The sequence below is a fragment of the Frankia casuarinae genome (assembly GCF_000013345.1).
In the GTDB taxonomy this organism is placed as follows: domain Bacteria; phylum Actinomycetota; class Actinomycetes; order Frankiales; family Frankiaceae; genus Frankia; species Frankia casuarinae.
On the sequence record NC_007777.1, the window covers coordinates 3663715 to 3686915 of the forward strand.

At 71.4% G+C, this 23201-nt stretch carries 23 protein-coding genes; 5 read left to right on the forward strand and 18 right to left on the reverse strand.

What is annotated here, in order from left to right:
* Positions 1-73: 73 nt before the first annotated feature.
* The 5 genes from FRANCCI3_RS15540 to FRANCCI3_RS15560 all read right to left on the reverse strand — a co-directional run bounded on the left by FRANCCI3_RS15540 (position 74) and on the right by FRANCCI3_RS15560 (position 4276).
* Entirely contained in the window at positions 74-1018 is a 945-nt protein-coding gene (locus FRANCCI3_RS15540) for an ROK family glucokinase (protein ID WP_035958555.1), read from the reverse strand.
* A gap of 110 nt (positions 1019-1128) precedes the next feature.
* Complete coding sequence (locus tag FRANCCI3_RS23575; protein WP_011437478.1) at positions 1129-1704, reverse strand: hypothetical protein; 576 nt, start codon at positions 1702-1704, stop codon at positions 1129-1131.
* Positions 1701-2915 carry an ArsA family ATPase gene (locus FRANCCI3_RS15550; RefSeq protein WP_011437479.1) on the reverse strand — a complete coding sequence of 405 codons (1215 nt, stop codon included), beginning with the start codon at positions 2913-2915 and terminating at the stop codon, positions 1701-1703. Before FRANCCI3_RS15550 ends, FRANCCI3_RS23575 begins: the two co-directional genes overlap by 4 nt.
* Positions 2916-2921: 6 nt before the next feature.
* Positions 2922-3356 (reverse strand): SRPBCC family protein, encoded by a 435-nt coding sequence (locus tag FRANCCI3_RS15555; protein WP_011437480.1) that lies wholly within the window; start codon positions 3354-3356, stop codon positions 2922-2924.
* 152 nt (positions 3357-3508) lie between these two features.
* A complete protein-coding gene (locus FRANCCI3_RS15560; protein ID WP_023841261.1) occupies positions 3509-4276 on the reverse strand; it encodes a metallophosphoesterase family protein in 768 nt (255 codons plus the stop codon).
* A 308-nt stretch (positions 4277-4584) separates the two neighbouring features.
* Between FRANCCI3_RS15560 and FRANCCI3_RS15565 the strand changes: the two genes are divergently transcribed.
* A complete protein-coding gene (locus tag FRANCCI3_RS15565; RefSeq protein ID WP_011437482.1) occupies positions 4585-6384 on the forward strand; it encodes an AMP-dependent synthetase/ligase in 1800 nt (599 codons plus the stop codon).
* On the opposite strand, the gene FRANCCI3_RS15570 is transcribed toward FRANCCI3_RS15565, so the two are convergent.
* From FRANCCI3_RS15570 to FRANCCI3_RS15580, 3 genes are all read right to left on the reverse strand, one after another.
* A complete protein-coding gene (locus tag FRANCCI3_RS15570; RefSeq protein ID WP_011437483.1) occupies positions 6381-7511 on the reverse strand; it encodes a glycosyltransferase family 4 protein in 1131 nt (376 codons plus the stop codon). The two genes, FRANCCI3_RS15565 and FRANCCI3_RS15570, sit on opposite strands and share 4 nt — an antisense overlap.
* A gap of 81 nt (positions 7512-7592) precedes the next feature.
* Positions 7593-7826: a hypothetical protein gene (locus FRANCCI3_RS15575; RefSeq protein ID WP_011437484.1), complete on the reverse strand. Its 234-nt coding sequence runs from the start codon at positions 7824-7826 to the stop codon at positions 7593-7595.
* 150 nt (positions 7827-7976) lie between these two features.
* On the reverse strand, positions 7977-9287 hold the full coding sequence (locus FRANCCI3_RS15580) for an NYN domain-containing protein (RefSeq protein ID WP_011437485.1): 1311 nt from the start codon (positions 9285-9287) through the stop codon (positions 7977-7979).
* Positions 9288-9612: 325 nt separating this feature from the next.
* Here FRANCCI3_RS15580 and FRANCCI3_RS15585 point away from each other — a divergent pair, with 325 nt between their 5' ends.
* The gene (locus FRANCCI3_RS15585; protein ID WP_011437486.1) at positions 9613-10908 is read left to right on the forward strand and encodes a DUF4352 domain-containing protein; all 1296 of its coding nucleotides are present in this window, start codon (positions 9613-9615) and stop codon (positions 10906-10908) included.
* A 78-nt stretch (positions 10909-10986) separates the two neighbouring features.
* On the opposite strand, the gene FRANCCI3_RS15590 is transcribed toward FRANCCI3_RS15585, so the two are convergent.
* Positions 10987-11382, reverse strand: a complete 396-nt coding sequence (locus FRANCCI3_RS15590) for an HIT family protein (protein ID WP_011437487.1) — start codon at positions 11380-11382, stop codon at positions 10987-10989.
* A gap of 144 nt (positions 11383-11526) precedes the next feature.
* Positions 11527-11937, reverse strand: a complete 411-nt coding sequence (locus FRANCCI3_RS15595; protein WP_011437488.1) for a VOC family protein — start codon at positions 11935-11937, stop codon at positions 11527-11529.
* 307 nt (positions 11938-12244) lie between these two features.
* Here FRANCCI3_RS15595 and FRANCCI3_RS15600 point away from each other — a divergent pair, with 307 nt between their 5' ends.
* Positions 12245-13999 (forward strand): DEDD exonuclease domain-containing protein, encoded by a 1755-nt coding sequence (locus tag FRANCCI3_RS15600; RefSeq protein WP_011437489.1) that lies wholly within the window; start codon positions 12245-12247, stop codon positions 13997-13999.
* A 27-nt stretch (positions 14000-14026) separates the two neighbouring features.
* On the opposite strand, the gene FRANCCI3_RS15605 is transcribed toward FRANCCI3_RS15600, so the two are convergent.
* From FRANCCI3_RS15605 to FRANCCI3_RS15640, 8 genes are all read right to left on the reverse strand, one after another.
* Complete coding sequence (locus FRANCCI3_RS15605) at positions 14027-15610, reverse strand: cytochrome bc1 complex cytochrome b subunit (RefSeq protein WP_011437490.1); 1584 nt, start codon at positions 15608-15610, stop codon at positions 14027-14029.
* Positions 15607-16929: a cytochrome bc1 complex Rieske iron-sulfur subunit gene (locus FRANCCI3_RS15610; protein WP_011437491.1), complete on the reverse strand. Its 1323-nt coding sequence runs from the start codon at positions 16927-16929 to the stop codon at positions 15607-15609. Before FRANCCI3_RS15610 ends, FRANCCI3_RS15605 begins: the two co-directional genes overlap by 4 nt.
* Positions 16926-17843 carry a cytochrome bc1 complex diheme cytochrome c subunit gene (locus FRANCCI3_RS15615; protein ID WP_011437492.1) on the reverse strand — a complete coding sequence of 306 codons (918 nt, stop codon included), beginning with the start codon at positions 17841-17843 and terminating at the stop codon, positions 16926-16928. The genes FRANCCI3_RS15610 and FRANCCI3_RS15615 overlap by 4 nt, the downstream gene beginning before the upstream one ends.
* 5 nt (positions 17844-17848) lie before the next feature.
* On the reverse strand, positions 17849-18487 hold the full coding sequence (locus tag FRANCCI3_RS15620) for an aa3-type cytochrome oxidase subunit III (RefSeq protein ID WP_035941687.1): 639 nt from the start codon (positions 18485-18487) through the stop codon (positions 17849-17851).
* 328 nt (positions 18488-18815) lie between these two features.
* A complete protein-coding gene (locus tag FRANCCI3_RS15625; protein WP_011437494.1) occupies positions 18816-19271 on the reverse strand; it encodes an SseB family protein in 456 nt (151 codons plus the stop codon).
* Positions 19272-19497: 226 nt separating this feature from the next.
* Positions 19498-20094 carry a DUF3501 family protein gene (locus FRANCCI3_RS15630; protein ID WP_011437495.1) on the reverse strand — a complete coding sequence of 199 codons (597 nt, stop codon included), beginning with the start codon at positions 20092-20094 and terminating at the stop codon, positions 19498-19500.
* 185 nt (positions 20095-20279) lie between these two features.
* Entirely contained in the window at positions 20280-20720 is a 441-nt protein-coding gene (locus FRANCCI3_RS15635; protein WP_011437496.1) for a rubrerythrin family protein, read from the reverse strand.
* Between the two features lie 24 nt (positions 20721-20744).
* A complete protein-coding gene (locus FRANCCI3_RS15640; RefSeq protein WP_011437497.1) occupies positions 20745-21185 on the reverse strand; it encodes a Fur family transcriptional regulator in 441 nt (146 codons plus the stop codon).
* A gap of 393 nt (positions 21186-21578) precedes the next feature.
* Here FRANCCI3_RS15640 and FRANCCI3_RS15645 point away from each other — a divergent pair, with 393 nt between their 5' ends.
* Both FRANCCI3_RS15645 and trpD read left to right on the forward strand, forming a co-directional pair.
* Positions 21579-22007: a response regulator gene (locus FRANCCI3_RS15645; RefSeq protein ID WP_011437498.1), complete on the forward strand. Its 429-nt coding sequence runs from the start codon at positions 21579-21581 to the stop codon at positions 22005-22007.
* A gap of 19 nt (positions 22008-22026) precedes the next feature.
* Positions 22027-23190, forward strand: coding sequence for an anthranilate phosphoribosyltransferase (trpD, locus tag FRANCCI3_RS15650; RefSeq protein ID WP_011437499.1), 1164 nt, complete (start codon positions 22027-22029; stop codon positions 23188-23190).
* Positions 23191-23201: the final 11 nt, after the last annotated feature.

Here is a 23201-nt window from a genome sequence, read left to right on the forward strand (position 1 = left end):
GTCACAGGGCGCCGTACGGGGTCTCCGCCGAATCGCCTTCGGCGACCCTCCTGGGATCGCCGTGGGGGTCGGGTCAGAACCGGGCGAGGTCGGCCGCGCCTACGAGGCCCGCTTGGGATCCGAGCTCGGCGATGACGATGTCCGGCTCGGAACGGTAATCCCGCCCGGGCATAGCGGCCAGGAGGCTCTGCCGGGCCGGGCCGAGCAGCAGCTCGCCGGCGTCGGAGACGCCGCCGCCGATGACGAAGCGGTTCGGGTCGAGCGCGGCGACCAGCATCGCCATGCCCTCGCCGAGCCAGTGGCCGATCTCGGTGAAGCACCTGATCGCCGCCGGGTCCCCCTTGCGCGCCGCCTCGGTGACGTCCGGGCCGGTCAGCGCGTCGACGCCACCGCCGCAATGCTCCAGCATGGGCACGGCCGCACTCGGATCCACGGTGGCGATGTTCTTCGCCAGCCGGACCAGCGCTCGCCCGCTCGCATACTGTTCCCAACACCCTCTGTTACCACAACCGCACGGATACCCGTCGGGTACCACCCGCATGTGACCCATCTCGGCGCCGATACCGGACGCGCCCCGGTAGAGCTCACCGCCCAGGACGATGCCGCTGCCGATGCCGGTTCCCACCGTCAGGCAGACGAGGTCACGCCGGCCACGGCCGGCCCCGAAACGGTACTCCGCCCAGGCCATCGCGTTGGCGTCGTTCTCCACGACGACGGGCAGGCCGATGCGCCCCCCGACCTCGTCGCGCAGGGGTTCGTCGCGCCAGGCGAGGTTCGGTGCGAACAGGACGCGGGACCGGTCCGAGTCGACCCACCCGGCCGCGCCGATGCCGACCGCGCGCACGGCGTGGTCGGCACTGAGCTCCGCGACGACGCTGGCGATGGTGTCCGCGACCTCGGCGGCCGAATGGCCCGGGGTGGGCCGACGCAGGGAAGTGATGATCGTCCCCGCACCGTCCACGACGCCGGCGGCGACCTTCGTCCCGCCAACGTCGATGCCGATCGTCAGGCCCTCCATCCGGTTCTCCGCCGGCAACGGGCCGGGGGCCGCGCCGGCACGCTCGGCGCGCGGAACCGTCAAGCTGCCCGGAATATCCAGGTTCTTCGAACTATCAGGAGTAGCGATGCTCACGTGATATCGATCCTCTGCACGCGGGGTCTAAGCGCGGTGGCTGGTTGGGTGCCGGTGGTGTCCCCCGGCCATGGATGATCTCCGGATGCGGGGCGCGCCGTCTCGCGCCGTCGCGGCGTGGCGGGCCCGGGAGCGCCCTCCCCACCGGCACCGAGGGCGGCGCGGAACGCCGCGGTCAGGGATCCGGCCGCCGCGAGGAGATGGCCAACCACCTCGGGGCGGTCGCCAGCGAGGCTCGACAGGAGCCGGCACAGTGGGCACACGGCGCAGGGCCAGGTGTGATCCGCGGGTCCCGGCGCCGGATCCGCCTGGGGATCGGGCATCGCCGCCGCATCGTCGGCAGCGGGTCCCGCCGCCGACGATGCGGCGGGACCGGGATGCCCGGCGGGACCGGGGGGCAGATGCGAGGCGGCCCAGTCCCGCAGGGCGTCAGCGAGCAGGGCGGCTTCGACCGCGAGCGACCCGCGGCCGGGCAACGCGGACGGGTCGGGGGGAGGCGTGCCGGGGGGAGGCGTGGTGAAGTCGGGCCCAGCGCCGGCGGGCCGGCCCGGGGTGGACCGCTGCGTGGTCATACCCGCACCCACTGCCGCGGGTCCGGAACGAACGAGACGACCAGCCGGTCGTCACGCAGCCGGGCGGTGCTCACGTCGCAGCGACGCAACGCCGCGGGCAGCGGAACAGCCCGCCGGTACGACCCCACGGTCACCACCAGGTCATCACCCAGCCGGGCCAGATCGATCTGGGAACTGTCGACGAACGGCAGGCCGAAGGACAGCGCGAACCCGTCCTCGGTGCGTTCCACCCGCGGCTGGCCGCTCGGGCCGATGAGCGGCTCCCCGAGAACACTCCCCGGATCGAGCTCACCGTAGGTCGCCGCGCCGAAAGCGGCCAGCTCCTCCAGGCCGATCGGTTCGCCCGCCCGGTAGCCGACCGGGAGGACCGGGGTGGGCATGAAGGCCGCGGTGATGTCGGCGAGCTGCTCGCGGTGAACGGCGGCCCACCCCGCCCGCCAGGCGTCCGCGTTCGCCGGCGGAAAGATCCGGTTGACGACGACGCCGTCCAGAGTGAACCCGTGCAGCGACAGCGCCGTAAAGCTGCCGCGGGCCGCGGCGAGCGCCGAGCTCTCGGGGGTCGCCACCAGCCGGACGCTGGTGGTGGCGTGGTCGGTGAGGATCGCGCGCAGGTCGACCGCCGCCCGGTGCAGGCGGGAGACGGTGTCGTAGGCGGGGGCCGCCAGCGCGCTCCACCGCCCGCCGAGCGCCGCCGCCCAGCCGAAACCGGGTCGCAGCCAGCGCGCGAAGGCACCGTCGGGCGGCAGCAGCCGGCGGCAGTACCACGACAGCGTCTCGGGAAAGGCCAGCAGCCGCACCAGCGCCGCCGCCGGGCCTCCGTCGACCACCACCAGGTCGTAGTTCTCGCTGGTGAGACCGTCGCGCAGTTCGAGCAGCGTCAGGGTCTCGACGGCCCCCGGCAGGAAGGCCAACTCCTCCAGGTCGAACGGATCGACGTTGATGGCCGGCCAGGTGCCCGCCAGCACCTCGCGTACGGCCGGCCACCGGGTCTCGACCGCGCGGCGCAGGTCGACCTGCTGGCCGTGCAACCCCGGTTCAAGCTCGGTCGGCTCGGCGCCGATCGGGTGGTCGAGCGCGCCGGCGAGCCCCGCGGCCGGGTCGACCGACAGCACGAGGGTCCGGTGACCCCGTTGGGCGGCGAGGATCGCGGTCGCCGCCGCCACCGTGGTGGTACCGCCGCCGCCCTTCCCCGTGAAGAGCACACACCGCACGTGCGCTCAGCTCTCGACGTACTTCTTGAGGTCCTTGAGAGCGGCCTCCACGATGCCGCTCTGCACCTTCCGCCGGAGCAGACCAGGAATCTTGATCTTCGTCTCGGCGGTGAGGTCGTAGGTCACCTCGGTGCTACCGTCACCCAGGTCGCGCAGGGTGTAGCTGCCGTCCTGCGATGACATCGCCTGGCCCTCGACCATGCTCCAGACGACCTGATCATCGCCCTTCCAGGTGTACTCGTTGACGAACTCGTCCTTGATGACGACGGCGTTGATCCGAAACCGGGCGCGCCGGGGACGGCCGTCCGGGCCCACATCGAGGATCTCGGCCTCCTCGATCTGGCCGATCCAGGTCGGATACGCGGAGATGTCGGCGATCGCCCCCATCACCGCGGCGGGCCGGGCGTTGATGACGATCGTCGATCGGGCGTGGTCCGCCATGGCAGACAGCACCTCCACATTCTTCGAGCGCGGCTGAAGAGCACGGCGTCGCCGGCCCACCGGCAACCCGGATCTCTCCGGGGCCCGGGAACAATCCCCGACCGATCGCCTGAGGCTACCGGAACACCGAGCGCGCCCGGCCGAGCGGCCGGCTACCACTCAAGAACGAAGGGCGTCCCCCGAGCATGGAAATGTCCGACGTTCACGCAGCGTGTGCCGTCGATCTCCAGGCTGGCCGTCAACGGCTGGTGCACATGCCCGAAGAGCACGTAGCGCGGCCGGGTCGCGTGAATGGCTTCGAGGATCGCCACACTGCCGCGCTCGAAGCGGCGTGCCTCGATGTCGTAGACCAGCTCGGGGATGTGCGGGGGGATGTGGCAGCACAGGACGTCGACCTCGCCCACCGCGGCGACCTTGGCGGCGAAGGCGTCGTCGTCAATCTCGTAGGGGGTGCGCATCGGGGTCTGTAGCCCCCCGCCGACGAAGCCGAACCGCAACCCCCCGATCGTGGTGGTCTGCCCGTCCAGCAGGGTGACGCCGTCGCGCAGGTACTCGGGATACAGGTGCGGCAGATCGACGTTGCCGAAGGTCAGGTAGGTCGGGGTCGGGAACGCCGCGAACAGCGCCTCGTACTGACGGCGGATGGCCGCCTCCACGATCTGCGTACGGTCCCCGCCCAGGCTCGCCCACAGCGTCCGGGACCATTCCCGGGCCTCGTCGAACCGCTGGGCGTTACGCAACTCGATCATGCGACCCACGGCCTCGGCGCCGAACAGGTCGCCCATGATGCCCCGGCCGTGATCGTGGTAGTCGATGAAGAGGATGAGATCACCCAGACACACGAACGCGTCGGCCCCCTCGCCCGCCGCCGCCAGCGCATCCGCCCGCCCGTGCACGTCGCTGACCACGTGGACCCGCATGGCTGGAAGCTTAGGCGCCGACAGGGGTCCGTCGCCCCTACTCGAACGGTCCATCCGGCCGATGAGGGATGCCGTGCGGATCCCGGGCATATCTCAGGACGTATCCCCGGCGGTCGCGCTCACCGGCGACGATCACCGGCCGGACACCGTCGAAGGGAACCCTTTGCACCCCGCAAGGTCGCAAACCGCCTGCCCGGAGGCTAACGTCTGATGCCCTGGCCTGGCCTTCCGTTCTTCCGTTGTTCCGTGCTTCCGTTGTTCCGTGGCGTCGTCCTCCGGCGCGCACAAGCCATCTGGTAGGAGTAGCAGTGCGCGAGTACACCTCCCCGCCCCTGGTCACCATCGCCGACGATGCGACCCTGACGGACGCCGTGTTCCGCAACGCGGCGGCACATCCGGACAGTACGCTTATCCAACACAAGATCGACGACGAGTTCGTCGGCATGACCGTCCGCGAGTTCCACGATCACGTCGTGGCCACCGCCCGGGGCTTCATCGCCCGCGGGGTGCGGCCCGGGGACCGCGTCGGTCTGGCGAGCCGGACCCGGTTCGAGTGGACGATTGTCGACTACGCGGCGTGGCTGGCCGGAGCCGTCTGCGTGCCGATCTACGAGACCTCCAGCCCGGGCCAGATCGAGTGGATCCTGCGGGACGCCGGCGTCGAGGTTCTCGTGGTCGAAAACGACGAGCTCGCCGAGCGGGTCGCACAGATACGCGACGGGGTCCCCGCGCTGCGGGAGGTCCTCGTCATCGAGCACGGGGCGCTGGCCGGTCTCGCCGTGGACGGCGCAGGCATCGCGCCGGAGCGGCTGACGGCGGCCCGGGCGTCCGTCAACGCCGACAGCCTCGCGACGATCATCTACACCTCGGGGACCACCGGCCAACCGAAGGGCTGCGAGATCACCCATCGCGCCCTGCTGTTCACCGCCGAGGCGGCCATCGCCACGCTGCCCGAGCTGTTCGCGCCCGGTGCGTCCACACTGCTGTTCCTCCCGCTGGCGCACGTGTTCGCCCGCATGCTCCAAGTGGGCGTGGTCCAGGGGGCGTTCACCCTCGCCTACACCCCGGACTCGCGGACCCTGCTGCCCGATCTCGCCAAGGTACGCCCGACCTTCCTGCTCTCCGTGCCCCGGGTGTTCGAGAAGGTGCACGCCGGGGCACGCCACAAGGCGCACGCCGAGGGCAGGGGTTGGATCTTCGACGCCGCCGAGAACACCGCGGTCGCCTACAGCCGGGCTCTCGACGGCGGCGGCCCCGGCCTGCTCCTGCGGCTGCGGCACCGGCTGTTCGCCGCGCTGGTCTACGGCAAGCTCCAGGCTGCGCTCGGTGGGCGGGCCCGCTACGCGGTCAGCGGCGGGGCGCCGCTGGGTGAACGCCTCGGCCACTTCTTCCGCGGGATCGGGTTCACGGTGCTCGAAGGCTACGGTCTGACCGAGACCAGCGCGCCGGCCGCGGCGAACCGGCCGGGCAACGTCCGCATGGGCACCGTCGGCCAGCCCTTTCCTGGCGTGACGATCGCCATCGCCGATGACGGGGAGATCCTCATCCGCGGTCCCCTGCTGTTCCGCGGCTACCGCAACAACGAGCTCGCGACGAAGGAGGCGCTCGACGCCGAGGGCTTCCTGCACACCGGCGACCTCGGCGACCTCGACGCCGACGGCTTCCTGCGGATCACCGGCCGCAAGAAGGAGCTGCTGGTCACCGCCGGTGGGAAGAACATCGCACCGGCGCCACTGGAGCACATCATCCAGTCCCATCCCCTGGTCAGCCAGGCGATGCTGATCGGGGACCGGCGGCCCTTCGTCGCCGCCCTCGTCACGCTCGATCCCGAGGCGTTCGACCGGTGGCGGTCCTCGGCGGGCAAGCCGGCCGGCGCGACGGTTGCCGACCTGATCGACGACGCCGGCCTGCGCACCGAGATCCAGAATGCGATCGACGCCGCGAACGCGACAGTGTCGCATGCCGAGAGCATCAAGAAGTTCGCGATCCTGCCGCAGGACTTCACGGTGGAGACCGGCGAGCTCACCCCGAGCCTGAAGGTGCGCCGCTCGCTGGTGCTCGACCGGTTCAGCCAGGCGGTGGAGGACATCTACGCTACCCCGCGCTAACCGTCCGGGCCGGCGAGCAGCGTGCGCAGGTCCTGCGCGAGGACGTCCCACCGCCAGCGCAGCTCGACCCACGCCCGCCCCGCGGCACCCATCGACGCCGCCCGGTCGGGGTCGGCAAGAAGATCACCGATGGTCGTCACGACCTGCGCCAGATCGGTACCGTCGATCACGATGCCGGTGTGCTGGTGCAGGACGGCGTCGGGGGAACCCCCACTGCGGCCGGCCACCACCGGCAGGCCGGTCGCCGACGCCTCGAGGAAGACGATGCCGAGCCCCTCGACCTCCAGGCCGGCGAGGCGGGAGCGGCAGGGCATCGCGAACACATCGCCCGCCGCATAGTGCGCCGGCAGTTCCTCCCACGGCACCGAACCAGTCATGATCACATGCTCGGCGACGTCGTTCTCCCGGGCGAGCCGTTCAAGGTCACCCCGCCGGGGACCGCCGCCGACGATCAGCAGCGCGGCGTCCGGTACGCGGCGCCGTACCATGGGCAGCGCCCTGATCAGCATGTCCTGGCCCTTGCGGGCGACCAGCCGGCTTACGCACACCACCACCCGGCGGCCCGTCAGCCCGTGGCGCCGGCGCATCTCCTCGCGCCCGTGACCGGGATGGAACAGCGAGGGGTCGACTCCGCTGGGCAGCCGGGCGAAGGTGGGATGGCCGCCGAAGGCGGGCCGGATCCGGGCCCGGGTGTAGTCGGTCAGATAGGTGATGACGTCGGCCGCGGTGCCGATGCTGTGCAACGCCTGACGCGCCCCCGGCAGCGCCGCCCAGCCGACCTCGTGACCATGGGTGCTCGCGACCATCCTGCGCATGGCCGTGTCGCGGCGCAGCCGGGCTCCAAGCAGCCCGAGCGGTGCCGCGGCGCCGAACCACATCGTGTCGCATCCCTCCGCCCGGGCGATCTCTCTGGCTCGGCGCAGGACGTCCGGTGTCGGCAGCATTAGCGACGTGGTGTGCCGCACGACCGGGAAGTTCTGTTCGGCGTCGAAGGCGGCGGCGTTCTTCCAGGCCGGGGCGTAGACGACGATCTCGCCCTCGGGCAGCCGCGAGGCGAAGTTGTGCACGTAGGCCTGGATCCCGCCGGGACGGGGCGGGAAATCGTTCGTGACGGCCAGCACGCGCATCCGCTCATATTCTCCCACGGTCCCACCGCGTTTTCCCACGGCCCCACCGACGCCCGCGCCGGAATCCCCCGGCCGGGCGGGCTAGCCGGCGCGGCGACGCCGCGGCGTCTGGTCCGGCCGCGGCGCCTGGTCCAGCAGGGCCGTCCGCACGTCGGCGAGCGGGGGCAGCAGACCGGCGTCGGCGAGCAACCGCAATGCCTCGAGCTCCTCGGCGTCCCAGCCGACGGGCGGGCCCGACGCCGGGAGCAGGACGGTCATCATGCAGCCGGCGCACCTGACACCACGGGCGGTGCAGGAGTCACAGTCGATCAGCATCGTGCGCACCTTCCGGATCCGAACCGGTGGAGGTCGGCGACGACAAACAATCCGAGCACCGATCTCCCGACTTCACCGACGGTAAGTCCAGGGTCCGACAATTCTCGGCGGACAAGTCCCGCCCGGCGAAAGTCCCGCCCGGCGGATCCCCTACCGGTCGAGGCGGGCCAGCAGAGCGGCCGAGGGCACCGCCCGGGCTCCGGCTGCGACGCAGTTCTCCGCGACCTCCCGGTCGGAGGTGATGACGAAGACCGGGCGGCCTTCCGGTTCCATCCGCGCCAGCCGGACGATCTCCTCGTCAGCGAGCTGCCCGGGCCGGCTGAACAGCACGCGCACCCCCCGAGGCATGGCGACACCCACCGGCCGGGCCACGACGGCGGTGGCGTCGAAGACGACCGTGACCTCGCTGTCGGGATTGCGGCCCGCGAGCGCACCGAGTCCGGACAGCAGCCGCTCACGCTGGGCCTGCAGGGTGAGGCGGCCGTAGCCCCGCTTGGTCACGTTGTACCCGTCGATGATCAGATGGACCCCGGGGACGGCCAACACCTCGTCGATCAGGGAGGGGTCGTCGTCCGGCCGCCCGCGGGCCCCGACGAACGCCTGCGGGCCGTTACTCGGACCGGCTCCGCCGCGAGCGATGAGATCCGCGGGCCTCGCGACCATCGTCGGGAGGTCGAGTTCGCGTCGCAGGCCGTGCGCCGAGGCGATCAGGGTGTCAAGTAGAACGCGCAACCGGGCGTCATCGACGCTGCGGGACTCGCGGCTGTCCCGGCGGGTGGAGGCGAGCGCGCTCTCCAGCTCCGCCACCCGGCCGCGCAGCCGCCGGGTCTCCGCCTCGGCATCCCGACTGGCGGCCAGGGCGGCGTTCCGGGCCGCCTCGGCCGCGGTCAGGGCCTCCCGCGTGGCCTGCTCGGCCTGCCGGATCCCGGCAGCGGACGAGCGCAGCCGCCGGCGAGCCTCGTCCGCCTCCGCCCGGGCCGCCTGCAGCTGCTCGCGCAGTTCCTCCTGCTCGGCCGCGGCGATGCGCTTGCTCGTCTCGAGTTGTTCGGTGAGCCGCAGTATCGTCCGCCCGGCCTCGTCAACCTGGCTGCGGGCCGCCGCCTCCGACGTGGACGCCGCGGCGACCTGGACCAGCTCCTGCCAGCCGGAGACCCGCAGCAGGTACGCGACCGCGGCGATCTTCTCGGGGGGCGCCGCGGGCGGCGGTCCGTCCGGCGAGCTGACGGCTTCGACAAGCTCGGGATGATGACGGTGGATCCACTCGGCGACCCGGCCGCGGAACACGTCACCGTCCACCGCCGCGGCCAGCGGGACGGCCCCCTGGCGGACACGGCGGGAGGGCTTGAAGCGGCGCACCGCGACCAGCGACGGCGGGACCTGCGACTCGGGAAGATCCGCCAGCGTCCGCTCGGCGAACTCGACGACATGCGCACGCACCGGCGCCGGAAGCGGCTCACGCATGCGGCGAACCCGAGGGTGGCGACGAAATGTCCGTCATCACGCGCACGACGGAAAAACTGGGCGGGCCGTATCTCCAACGGCTCGTCCAACCGGCCAGACAGCAAGGCACGCGGGACTCCGGAGCCGATGGGGAGAACGATGACAGTACAGCTTATCGGGAGAGCTCAGGGCACTCACAGCCGCTACCGGCCGGATCGGTACGTCGCGGCCTACGGCTGGGCGGTCATTGTCTTAGGTGAAAGTCGGCTTATGTAGCCTCGCGAGGCGCGCCCCTTATGCTCGATTTCTTCCGAACGCGGCCCTGGCTGCGCCTGAGAGGATCATCGTGACCGACCAGAACCCGCCTCACCAGCCCCCCAGCGGTGACGGGAGCCAGGAGGCGTGGAGGCAGCCGAGTGATCCCTGGCACCAGCCCGCGGACGCCGGCAGCACCCCCACCTCCGGTTCGTCCTCTACTCCCCCGGCGGCCCCGGTCCCATCGTGGGGAGCGCCCCAGCCCGGCCAGCCGAACCAGCCCGACTCGGAGGAGACACGCCTCGCCTGGCCAGGCACCGCCCCACAACCGGGTGGGCAGCAGTGGGGCGGGCAGCCCGGCGGCCCGCAGCACCCCGGCGCCCCACAGCACCCCGGCGCCCCACAGCACCCCGGCGCCCCACAGCACCCCGGCGCCCCACAGCACCCCGGCGCCCCACAGCACCCCGGCGCCGCGCCAGGGTGGGGACAGCCCGGCGAACGGCAGGGCTGGGGACAACCGGGCGGCTGGCAACAGCCGGACCATCCCCCGGCCGCGGCTGCCGGGCCCTACCAGGGTGGGAGTGCCCCATACCCGGGGACGGTCGGCTACCAGGGCGCTCCCGACGCCTACCAGAGCCCCCCGGGGGCTTACCACAACCTCCCGGGGGGCTACCCGCCGCCCGGCGGCTGGCAGCAGGGCAGCCCGCTGCCTCCGCCCCGGCAGCGGGCCAATCCGCTGTTCATCATCGTGCCCCTCGCCGTGGTCGCCGCCATCGTGCTCGGTGTCGTGATCGCCCTCGCGGTGCGCGGCGGTGACGGCACCGAGATCGCCTCCCCGCCGGCCCCGACGGTGACCGTGCCCGACCTCCCGAACACCACTGCGACCGCGACCGCGACCGCCCCGACCGCGGCCGCCCCGACCGCGACCGCCCCGAACGGAGTGCCGAACTGCGTTCCGGTGACGCCACAGCACGCGCCGGCGGCCGGCACCGCGACGATCGGCGGGTCCGGCACCGCCGTCGGCCGGGCCACCTCCTCGGTCAGCGACTTCGAAGCCAGGGTCACCCTCAACAGCGTCTGCTCCACCACCGGCAAGGTGACCCAGTACGGCGACGCGCCCACCCAGGGGGCCTACTACGTCATTAACGTGACGGTCGAGGTGAGCCGCGGGTCGACGTCCGCCTCGCCGTCCGACTTCTACATCCAGACCTCCGACGGCACCCGGTACGACGGCAGCTACGAAAACGTCGCGCCACGGCTGTCGGTGTCGACTCTCAAGGCCGGGCAACGGGTCCGGGGCAACATCGTCATCGATGCGCCGCCCGGGCACGCCATCCTGAACTGGGAACCGCTGTTCGCCGTCGATCCGCCGAAGTTCCAGCTCTGACCGCCGCGTACCCCTACGAACCGCTGAAACCGCCAGAACCCCTGAAACCGCCAGAACCGCGCCAGACCGGTACCCGGCTCAGCCGAGGGCGGCGCGGATCCGCTCGGCCACGGCATCGAGCTCGGCCGAGTCGGGGTTGTGGTCGGCGAGCCTGAAGTCGATCTGCGTCTCGTCCTCGATCGGCAGGAGATGCACGTGGACGTGCGGGACCTCCAGCCCGGCGACGAGCGCGGCCACCCGCCGAGGTCGGAAGGCCGCGTCGATGGCGCGGCCCACCGTCGCCGCGGCGCTCCACAGCGCGGTCTGGAGGTCATCGGGTAGATCGATCCAGTGGTCGATCTCGGTGCGGGGAACAACCAGGGTGTGTCCCGGCCGGATCGGCGCGATCGTCAGGAACGCCACCACATGCTCGTCGGAGTAGACGATGCGACCGGGAAGCTCGCCGTTGATGATCCGGGTGAAGACGCTCGGCATGGGTGCGACCCTATCGACCGGGTCGTCCGGCACGTGACGACAGCACCCGATGGCCGATGGCCGTTCACCCGGCCGTCGAGCTGTCACGTTTTCCGCTGGGCGCGCCGGGAGTCCGGCCCCGCGGGAGTCCGGCCCGCCGGGGTGTCAGACGAAGGGGCGCGCAAATCCCGCTGGCCCAACCGTCATCACCCGGAACTCATTACCCTCCGGATCCTTGAGAACGTATCCGCTCTCCCCGTCGTCGTCGTACCGGGATACCCGGCGGGCACCGAGGGTCGACAACCAGCCGATCACACGCTCCGCGTCGACGGCGTAGAGATCCAGATGAAGCCGGTTACGGCCGGCATTGCGCTTCGCCCCGGGCCTGAGAAGGAGCTTGGGTCCCGCGCCGGCCGGGTGACGCAGGATCGCCCCGTCGTCACGCCGGCTCACCTCGTATCCCAATGCGGCGGACCAGAAGCGCACCATCACGTCAACGTTCAAACAGTCGACCGCGACCCGCGCCACTCGAATGCCGTTCGTCTCGAACCATGCCACCTGGGCATGATTCCGCATTCGACGCACGCAGGCCTGCCGAGTGGGCCGCACGCTTGAGCGCACGCCCCGACAGAAGCACCAGACTGCCCCGACGGGACCATGAACGGGACAACCGCGGAGAATTTCGTGGCCAATACCGGCCCGTGGCACACCCGGCACCCTACGGAGCAGGTAGCGTTAGTCGTTTTCCACCGGCCCGCGACCCGGAACCTCCATGACCCGGAACCTCCATGACGACGTGCGGCGAGGCGGACCTGCTTTCGCATCCGGGTCCGCGGACGATCCCGGGCGCAAAACTGTCGGGGGTGGGACCTACCGTGACGCCGTGCGCCCAGATCCCGCCCCGGACCGTCCCCGGCCGCCCCGACAGGGCAGGCTGGATGATCTCGGTCGTCCGTTGGCGGACGTGACCTTCGTCGTGTTCGACCTGGAGACGACGGGCACCTCCCCGGGACGCGACGAGATCACCGAGATCGGCGCGGTCCGGGTCCGCGGCGGCCGGATCCTCGCCGAGATGGCCACCCTGGTCCGGCCGGGCGTCGGCATCCCTCCGATGGTCTCGGTGCTCACCGGCATCACCGACGTGATGGTGGCGACGGCGCCGCCGGTCACGCAGGTGCTGCCTACCTTCCTGGAGTTCGCCCGCGGCGCCGTTCTCGTCGCCCACAATGCCCCGTTCGACCTCGGCTTCCTGCGCGCCGCCGTCGAGCTCTGCGGCTATCCGGTACCCGTCTGGGAGTATCTGGACACGTTGCGTATCGCCCGGCGGGTGGTCACGAGAGACGAGAGCCCCGACTGCCGGCTCACGTCGCTGGCCTCGCTGTTCCGCAGCCCGGTCGAGCCCCGCCACCGGGCGCTGGCGGACGCCCGGGCCACCGTCGACGTGCTGCACGGGCTGTTCGAACGGCTCGGCAACGCGGGCGTGACCACCCTGGAGGACCTGCACGACTACAGCTCCCGGGTGTCGCCGGCCCAGCGACGCAAACGGCATCTGGCCGACGGCCTGCCGACGGGCCCGGGTGTCTACATCTTCCGGGACGCCGACGAACGAGCCCTGTATGTCGGCACCTCGCGTTCGGTGCGCTCCCGGGTCCGTACCTACTTCACCGCCAGCGAGCCCCGGACGCGGATGGCGGCGATGGTGGCGCTGGCCGAGCGGGTTGACGCGATCGGATGCGCGCACGCCCTGGAGGCCGAGGTCCGGGAACTGCGGCTGATCGCCGAGTACAAGCCGCCGTACAACCGCCGATCCCGCTTCCCGGAGCGCTCCGTGTATCTCAAGCTCACCGACGAGCCATTCCCACGGCTTTCACGGGTGCGCGCCGCCCGTGACGACGCGACCTATCTCGGGCCGTTCGGCAGCGTCCGCGCCGCCGACGCCGCCGCCGAGGCGCTGCTGGCCGCGGTGCCGCTGCGCCAGTGCTCCGGGCGCCTGTCCCCGCGCGTGCGCCGGTCCGCCTGTACCCTCGCCGACCTCGGCAGATGCGGAGCGCCGTGCGACGGCCGGGAGGACGTGGCGAGCTACGGCCGGCACGTCGCCGCCGCCCGGGCCGCCATCACCGGCGATCCGGGCCGGGTCATCGCCGCCTCGACGCGGCGGATCGACCGGCTGGCCGCCGAGCGGCGCTACGAGGAGGCCGCCGTCCAGCGGGACCGGATGATCGCGTTCGTCCGCGCAGCCGCACGTGCCCAGCGGCTGTCGGCCCTCACCGGGGTCGCCGAGCTCGTCGCCGCGGCCCCGACCGCCGAGGCCGGCTGGGATCTGGCCGTAGTGCGTCACGGTCGGCTGGTGTCGGCGGCGAGCGTGCCGCCCGGTGTCGATCCGCGGCCCTGGGTCGACGCCGCGGTCGCCAGCGCCGAGACGGTGCGGCCGCGGCCCGGTCCGGCCCCGTGCGCCTCCGTCGAGGAGACCGAACGCATCGCCCGTTGGCTCGGTGGGCCTGGGGTGCGGCTCGTGCGGCTGGAGGGCGAGTGGAGCTGGCCGGCCGCGGGCGCCATCCGCGCCGCAGCCGGATTCGGTGCGGCCCCCGGCCGGTCGGTACGTGCGTATGACGGTGACGGATGGTTCCCGTCGGCCTGACGTGACGTGCTCCGTCAGGCCGGGCGGCTACTGCCGGCCGCCGCCGGGTGGCTGCTTCTCCTCGACGAAGAACCCGGTCACGGCCTTGCCTGCGCGGCGCGCAAGCCCCTTGCCGTGACCGTCGCCATGCCCGTTGGCCGCCGGCAGCTCGAACCGGTCCGTCGGGACGAGCGGATGGTCGGGGACGGGAGTCGGCTTCGGGCGGTGGTCCTCCACGAACTCCCCGCTGGGAAGCTGGCGGATGATCCCGGTCTCGATGCCGTGATGCTCGATCTCGGCGTCCTTCTGGTTGAGCGCGATGCAGATCTTCTTCGTCACCGCATAGGCGATCGGTGGCACGACGATGAGCCCGATGCGGCCGGCCCAGGTCATCGCGTTCAGCGAGATGCTGAAGGTCTTGGCGATGATGTCGTTACCACCGGAGATCATCAGCACCAGGTAGAAGCTGATCGCCATCGCGCCGATCGCGGTCCTGGTCGGCGCCTCCCGTGGCCGCTGCAGCAGGTTGTGCGGCTTCGTGTCCCCGGTGAACCTGGCTTCCAGCGCGGGATAGAGCGCCGCCAGCGTGAACAGGATGCCCGGCAGGACGGCAGTCGGCCAGAACACCGCGGGGATGGTGTGCCCGAGCCCGCGGAACTCCCAGGGCGGCATGAGCCGGGTCGAGCCGTCGAGGAAGCCGATGTACCAGTCCGGCTGGGAGGCCGAGCTGACCTTCGACGGGTCGTACGGGCCGAACATCCAGATCGGGTTGATCTGGGCGAGACCGCCGAGCAGCGCGAGCATCGCGAAGACCAGCATGAAGAACCCGCCGGACTTCACCGCGAACACGGGGAAGACCCGGTGGCCGACGACGTTGTCCTCGGTCTTGCCCGGCCCGGGGAAGTCCGTGTGCTTCTGGTGCCACAGGATGCCCATATGCGCGCCGATCAGGGCGAGCAGGACACCCGGCACCAGCAGGATGTGCGTCACGTAGAGCCTGGGCAGGAAGTTGACGCCCGGGAACTCCCCGTTGAACACGAGGAACGACGCCCACGTCCCGATGATCGGGATGGACTGGGCGATCGAGGCCGCGATCCGCAGACCGGTGCCGGAGAGCAGGTCGTCCGGGAGCGAGTAGCCGGCGAAGCCCTCGAGCATTGACAGGGCGACCAGACCGATGCCGATCAGCCAGTTGGTCTCACGGGGCTTGCGGAACGCGCCGGTGAAGAACACCCGGAACATGTGCACGATCATCGACGCGACAAAGACCAGCGCGGCCCAGTGGTGGATCTGGCGGAACACCAGACCGGCCCGGGTGTCGAAGCTGATGTCCAGCGTCGAGGCGTAGGCCCGGCTCATCTCCACGCCCTTGAGCGGGACGTAGGAACCGTTGTAGATGACCTCGGTGTTCGACGGGTCGAAGAACAGAGTCAGGTAGATGCCCGTCAGCAGCAGCACGACGAAGCTGTAGAGGGCGATCTCCCCGATCATGAACGACCAGTGGTCGGGGAAGACCTTGTTCAGGTTGCGCCGCAGAAAGGCCTGGTTGCCGAACCGTTCGTCGAGCTCACGGTTGGCCTTCCGGATCGGGCCCGGCCGCTTGACGAACTCGGGGGCGGATGCGGTGGTCATGAGCGCTCCCAGAAGGCGGCACCGACGGGCTCGTGGTAGTCACCGTCACGGGCGTAGAGGAACCCGTCCTTGTCCGCGGCGATGGCAAGCTGTGGCAGGGACCGGCTGGCCGGCCCGAAAATCGCCCGACAGCCGTCCCGCACGTCGAAGACGGACTGGTGGCAGGGGCAGAGCAGATGATGGGTCTGCTGTTCGTACAGGCTGACCGGGCAGCCGGCGTGCGTGCAGATCTTGGAGTAGGCGACGTGGCCGTCGACGCCCCAGTCCTCCCGGCCCTTGCGGGGGCGGTCGACCCCCGGTGGCAGCCGGATGAGCAGCGTCGTGCTGTCGGCCTTGGTCTGGACATCGGTCTTCGGCTGGTACGCAACGGTGCCGTCGGACTCGGTCACCGGAACGGCCGGGAACACCGTCTCGATGCCGCCGATGGCGACGTCGCCGAGCTTGACGTAACGGCCGTCCTCCGTGACGAGGCGGGCACCCTTCACCCAGCTCGTGTGGTCGAGCTTCTTGCCCGGCTTGGTGTTCGTCAGGTTCAGCAGCGGCACCACGATCAGCCCGCCGAGCACGGTGCCCGCCCCGAGCAGGGTGCGGCGCAGCAACGGGTAGCGCGCGAGGCCGGTGTCGGCGAACCCGGCCGCGATCTCCTCCTCGGTGACGGCGATCTCCTCCTTGGAGGAGGCGAACGCGTGGCGCTCCTGCACGGCCTGCTCGTGCGGCATCAGCCGCTTGGCCCACAGGATCAGGCCGATGCCGAGCCCACCGACGGCGAGGCCCAGCGCGGCCCCGAGGGAGGGGGTGTAGTACGCCTTGTACTTGTCACCGACGAAGTTGGTGACAACGAACCCGACGGTGCCGATCACCGAGATCAGGAACCAGCCGGCAATCAGCCGCTCCGCCCGCCGCTCGGCCCGGCGGTCCACGTCCTGCGCGCGCGGCGGACGGACGGTCACCCCACCGGCGGCCCGCTCCCCGTAGGTCGGCTGGATGACCCCCGCCTGCGGGCGAACGGCCGTGGTCGCGGGCTCACGGGTCGAATCGGTCTGGTGGGGCGGCGTGCCCAAGGCCTCCGGGCCGTCCGACGTCCCGGCCGGGACGTCCGGGCCGCCGGCGGACACCCCGGATCCCCCGGCGGGCTGGCCGGAGGTGTCCACCGGGTGTTTCGCCCTTCTGAAGATGCTGCTCATCGAGTCCTGGTCAGATTCGTCGGCCGGTTCGCCCTGGTAGCCCGGGTAGTGCATGCGCCGGTCCGTCGGAACGGACGGCTGGTCCGCACCGGAATCCGCCGGCCCCGGCGTGCCCCGGCCCGTCTGGTCACTCATACCTTCTGCCTCGCTCCGATCCACAGGCACACACCCAGCAGGGCACCGACGCCCACCAGCCAGGCCAGCAGTCCCTCGGGCACCGGACCGTAGTTACCGAGGCTGTACCCACCGGCGCTCGGCGCTTCCTTCATGTGCTTGATGTAGGCCGCGATCGCGGTCGCGTCCTCCTCGTTGAGCTGGCGCGGGCCGAACACCGGCATCGACTCCGGCCCGGTCCGCATGGCCTCGACGACCTGCACCGGGGTGGCCTCGCTCAGCGAGGGGGCGAACTTGCCGTAGGTCAGCGGCGCGCCCTGCCCGACGGCCTGATGGCACTGCGCGCAGTTGGCCCGATACAACTCGCCGCCGTGCGACAGGTCGGCGTCGTTGAGCGCCGCGTCCGTGACCTTCGGCACCTCCTCGCCGCCGCCAAGGCTCTGGATGTACGCGGCGAGCTGGTCGATCTGGGTCGCCGAGTAGATCGGGGGCTTGCGGTCGGCCTGCGCGGCGGGGGCGGCCAGCGGCATCCGGCCGGTCGACACCTGGAAGTCCACCGCGGCGGCGCCGACGCCGATGAGGCTGGGCCCGGTGTTCGTGCCCTGCGCTCCCAGCCCGTGGCAGGTCGAGCAGCCCTGCAGGTACAGCGCCCGGCCCTGCCGGACCGCCTCGTTGGCGTCCGGGGTCTGCGCGGCGTTGCCGCCCGGCGCCAGCACCGTCCACAGCACCCCCGTGGCCAGCAGGCCGAGGACCATGACCAGCGCGGAGGACCTCCGGCGGCGGCGCGCGGACGAACGGCGTCCGCGCGAGAACCGCTTCGTGGCGGCGACCGACACCGAGGATCGCGACGCCGCAGTGCCCGACGCCGGGGTGCCCGACGGTGGGATGCCCGACGGCGTGTCCGAGGATGACGAGGTGCCCGAGGATGCAGTCATGTCGCTCACTGGAGGAGGTAGATGGTCGCGAAGAGGGCGATCCAGACAACGTCGACGAAGTGCCAGTAGTACGACACGACGATCGCCGAGGTCGCCTTCTCCGGTGTGAAGCGCCCGTACGTCGATCGGCCCAGCACCATCAAGAAGGCGACGAGACCGCCGATCACATGGAGCCCGTGGAAACCGGTGGTCAGGTAGTACACCGATCCGTAGGCGTGCGATGCCATCGTGAACTTGTTCTCGCTGAAGTACTCGTTCGCCTGGCCGCCGACGAACACCAGACCCATGATCAGCGAGATCAGGTACCAGCGCCGTAGCCCGTACACGTCACCACGCTCGGCGGCGAACACGCCGAGCTGGCAGGTGACGCTGGACAGGACCAGGATCACGGTGAAGAACAACGCGTACCCGACGTGCAGCTCCACGGGTCCGTGTTCGGATCCGGCGGGGTCGCCGGTGACCGGCGGCCAGTTGCCGCTGTTGACCGAACGGATCGTGAAGTACATCGCGAACAGGGACGCGAAGAACATCAGCTCCGACGACAGCCACACGACCGTGCCAACCGAGACCATCGAGGGACGGTTGGCCGTCGGGTGTGGTGGAGGAGCCTTCTCGAGGACGGGGGCTGAGGCCACGTCGGTCATTCTGGCACGGGACGGCCCACGCGCCACTGTAGGTTCGACGTTCGGTAGGACTACGACCCGTCGATGACCGCCCCGAATCATCGTGGCGGCTGCCTCGCCTGCCCGGCAAAGCCCTGCCGTAGCTGGAAAAACGCAGGTCACAGCGATGTCAGTTGGCCTACGAACGACGCGGAGCGACAAGGCTGACCCGGCCGATGTTGCGTGCCTCACCCGCGACACACCGGCCCGCCAGCGCCCTCCGGCGGGCACAGTCGAGCCAACACGGACACCCCCGACCGCGCCGTGACCCCCGACCGTGACGTGACGTGACGCCGGGCCGGGGCGGGCCTCAGCCGGACATCGCGGCGAGCGCCCGCAGGCCGTCCGCCGGCAGGGCGATGCCGCCCTCCGAGCCGGGATCGACCGCGAGCAGAAGATCGTCGGACGGCCAGATCCGGCCCAGGGCCGCCACCTGGACCGTGCGGTAACGCGCCACCTCCGGCAGCGCCTCGGCCAGGCGTTGCTCAGAGGTGAACGTCGGGACGAACTGGGTGCCGTCCTGCCGTTCGGCCACCGGCAGCTGCAGGAGGCTGTCGTCCTCCTCCGACAGATCGGTGATGTCGTTACCGAGGTCGGGCAACAGGACCTCGGCGGCGGCGAGGTCACCGAGCGCGGCCCACTCGTCCTTGCCCTCGGCGAGGCGGTGCAGCGCGGCCCGCGCGGCCGTGCCCTGCGCGGAGGGGACGCCGGGCGGGACGGCGGCGCCGGGGCGGATGCGGTCGGGACGTAGCTGGTCATCGGTCACGGGTGGCTCCCTGACGTGGATGAACGTGCTGACGTTGACGGGCGGACGGACGTGCCGACACGGACGCGTGCCCTAGATGTTCCGCCTACCCATCCCGCGGCGCGCGAACCGACTACCCGCGGATGCGTCCGACCTCACCCGCGACGGGGACCCGCGGCCGTGACCGGCCGTGGCCAGCCGTGACCAGCCGTGACCGTGACCGGCAGGCAGCGGCCGGGTGAGCCGGTCAGGACCGCAACGCGAGATCCGCGATGAGGACACGCCGGGTAGCTCCGGTCAACGGCGTCGCCTCGCTGTACTCCGGGTGTTCCACGACAAGCTCGACCGGCACGCCGGGGTCGCGGAAGGCGTCCCGGAGCGAATCGGTCAGCGCGAAGCGCACCATGTGCACGGAGACGGTCTCGGTGGGCATGTCGGGATCCTCGTCAAGGCCGGGGATCTCCTCGCCCGCCACCCGGATTCCGCCGATCTCCAGGGCGAGACTGTGCTGCAGCCCGGCAAGCCGCCCCAACTCCTCGCGGACGGTCTCCAGAACCGAGAGCTCGATGAACACCGTCGCCGTGAGGACGTGGCTGGAGGGTAGCAGGCGGGAGTAGGCATCGATCTCGTGGGCGACGTCGGCGGAGGCGGTCAACCGCTCGGTGTAGACCATCTCCTGCACCTGGTAGCGCAGCGTCTGCTCGTTTTCGAACTCGAGGACGACGATGTCCCCGACCCGTACCCGGCGTTCGGCGCGCACCAGGATCATCTGGCTGCGCAGCCGCAGCCGGCGCTCCGCGTACGCCTGGTGGTCGGTGGTGATGTCGGCGATGGTCAGCGCCACCGTGCGATCTCCTGTCCGGAAATGCTGGGATCCGTAAACGGGCGGGCGGTCCAGGAACGGCCGAGGGCCCACGAATCGGCCGAGGGCCCACGGCGCGGGAGCGACGATGCGAGCCGGGGTGGCGACGAGGGACTACTGGCATCGCCCCCGCCACCCCGGCCCGGTAGATCGAGAAACCCCGACGATCAGGCGTCGGCCGTCTCCTCGGCCGACAGCGCGTCGAGGGCCTTCTTGAACCGACCGGCGTGGGTCTTCTCCGCCCGGGCGAGGGTCGAGAACCAGTCCGCGATCTCCTCGAAGCCCTCCTCGCGGGCGGTCTTGGCGAAGCCCGGGTACATTGCGGTGAACTCGTAGGTCTCGCCGGCGACGGCGCTGGCCAGGTTCTTCGTGGTCGTACCGAGGGGCTCGCCCGTCGCCGGGTCGCCGACCTCCGCGAGGAAGTCCAGGTGCCCGAAGGCGTGACCGGTCTCGCCCTCCGCGGTGTCGCGGAACAGCGACGAGGCGTCGGTCAGCCCCTCGATGTCGGCCCGGCGGGCAAAGTAGAGGTAACGCCGGTTCGCCTGGCTCTCGCCGGCAAATGCCTCCTTGAGGTTCTCGTGGGTCTTGGTGCCGTCAAGCTTCGGCATGAAGCGCTCCTTGTGGATGGGTGTTCACTGTTGGCCGGTCCCGGCCGCGCCGCGGGCCGGGCCGGAGCCGTTCGCCTGACAGTCCGGGCACAGCCCCCGGAACCGCAGGTCGTACCCGGTGATGGCGAATCCCGAGCGACACGCGATCTGGGCCATCATCCCGTCGAGGACGGGATGATCAATATCGACCGCCCGACGGCATCCGTCGCAGACCACGTGGTCGTGACGACTCGTGTTGGCGTCGTACCGGGCCGCCGTGCCGTCGCCCAGGTTCAGCTCGAGCGCTCGGCCGGCGGATACCAGCAACGCCAGTGTGCGGTACACGGTCGCACTGCCGATCCCCGGGGATACGGTCCGCACCCGCTCGTGGACCTCGGCCGCGGTCGGATGGTCGCGGGCGGCAGCCAGCACCGCCAGCACGGCCATCCGCTGCGGAGTGAGACGAAGATCGGTCTGGTCGTTCATAGGATCACGCCCGTCGTACGGCGGTGGAACGCCCCAGGCCGCCGGCGATCACGCTCGAGGCGTCACATGGTCCGGCCGGCATCAGGATCCACCGGTTGAGAACGATTCTCAGTATCACTCCCGGGACGATCCGAAGGCAACCAGGGAGCTGTGATCCCGACCTCACCCGGCCCGGCGAGGGCCAGTCGGGCGATGCGACACGGGTCACGTCCAACGGTCCGCGGGAGGTAGCCTGCACAGGACAACTCTCACATGGCAGCGTCCACTTCCGAGGCGCCCGGAGCTCCGGGTGCCTGGAGTTCCGAGGTGCCTGGAGGGCGGTCCGCAGTTCACCGCTGGTCGGCTCGCCGCCGGTCGGCGGTGGTCACCTCTCGCGAAAGGCCCGCGGACGACATGAGCACCGTCCTCGTCTACGCCGACCGAGCGGATGTGCGCGAACACGTCCGGAACGCGATCGGCCGTCTCCCCGCCGCCGACCTCGGTCCGATCGAGTTCGTCGAGGCCACCGACGCCCCCGAGGCGATCGGCGTAGTCGATCATCACGAGGCGGATCTGTGCGTCTTCGACGCGGAGGCCACCCCCAGCGGGGGCATGGGGCTCTGCCGGCAGCTGAAGAACGAGGTCACCAACTGTCCGCCGACCATCCTGCTGGTCGCCCGCCCGGACGACCGCTGGCTCGCCACCTGGTCCCAGGCGGATGCGGTGGTCACCCATCCGATCGATCCGGGTCTACTCACCGAGGCGGTCGTGACACTGCTGCGGGCGCGTGCCGGCGGCGCCGTGGCCCGTCGGCCGCTCACCGGCGCCCAGCTCGCCCACTGAGATCCAGGGCTTCCGAGGTATGACCACCGTTGGCGCATCCCACTCCCACACCGGCCGCTCCCCCGCCGGGGCGTCCCCCGCCGGGGCTCTCCCGACCGCCGGGACGAGCTGGCCGGAGCTGATAGGAGCATTGCTAGCGGGCGAGTCCCTGGACTCCGCGCGCACCGCCTGGGCGATGCAGCAGATCATGGCGGGGGTCGCCTCGCCCGCGCAGGTGGCCGGGTTCGCGGTGGCGCTGCGGTCCAAAGGGGAGACGCCGGAGGAGATCGCCGGCCTGGTAGAGGCCATGCTGGCCAGTGCCACGCCCCTGAGCCTGTCCGAGCGGGTACGGGCCCGCGCCGTGGACACCTGCGGGACCGGTGGCGACCGTTCCCACACCGTGAACCTGTCGACGATGGCCGCGCTGGTCGTTGCCGGCGCGGGTGTGCCGGTGGTCAAGCACGGAAACCGGGCCGCGTCGTCATCCTGCGGCTCGGCGGACCTGCTCGCGGAGCTCGGTGTCGTGGTCGACCTGTCGCCGTCCGGCGTCGAGGCGTGCCTGGCTACGGCCGGCATCGCCTTCTGCTTCGCCCAGGTCTTCCACCCGGCGATGCGGCACGTCGGCGGGGTCCGGCGCGAGATCGGCGTGCCCACCGCGTTCAACATCCTCGGGCCGCTGAGCAACCCGGCCCGCCCCGGCGCGCAGGCAATCGGCGTCGCCGACGCGCGGCTCGCTCCCGTCGTCGCCGGGGTGCTGGCGGACCGGGGCACCCGGGCGCTGGTGTTCCGCGGCGACGACGGGCTCGACGAGCTCACCCCGGTGACGACGTCCGCCGTGTGGGTCGTCGCGGCCGGCGCCGGACAGCCGCGCCGCGAGCGGTTCGACCCCCGCGACGTCGGCATCCACGTCGCGGACCACGCCGCGCTGCGCGGCGCGGACGCCCGTTACAACGCCGCCGTCACCCGGTCGGTGCTCGCCGGTGAGCCCGGACCCGTCCGCGACGCGGTCCTGCTCGCCGCCGCCACCGCCCTGGTCGCCGCGGCCGGCCCCTCCGATGCCCCCGTCACCGAGCAGATCGCCGCCGCCCTGCCCCGGGCGGCCGAGGCGGTGGACTCCGGTGCCGCCCGGGCCGTCCTGGAGCGCTGGGTGACCGCGAGCCAGAGCGCCGCAGCGGTTGACGCGGCGGCGGCCACGGCTCTCTGATCCCGCCCGGG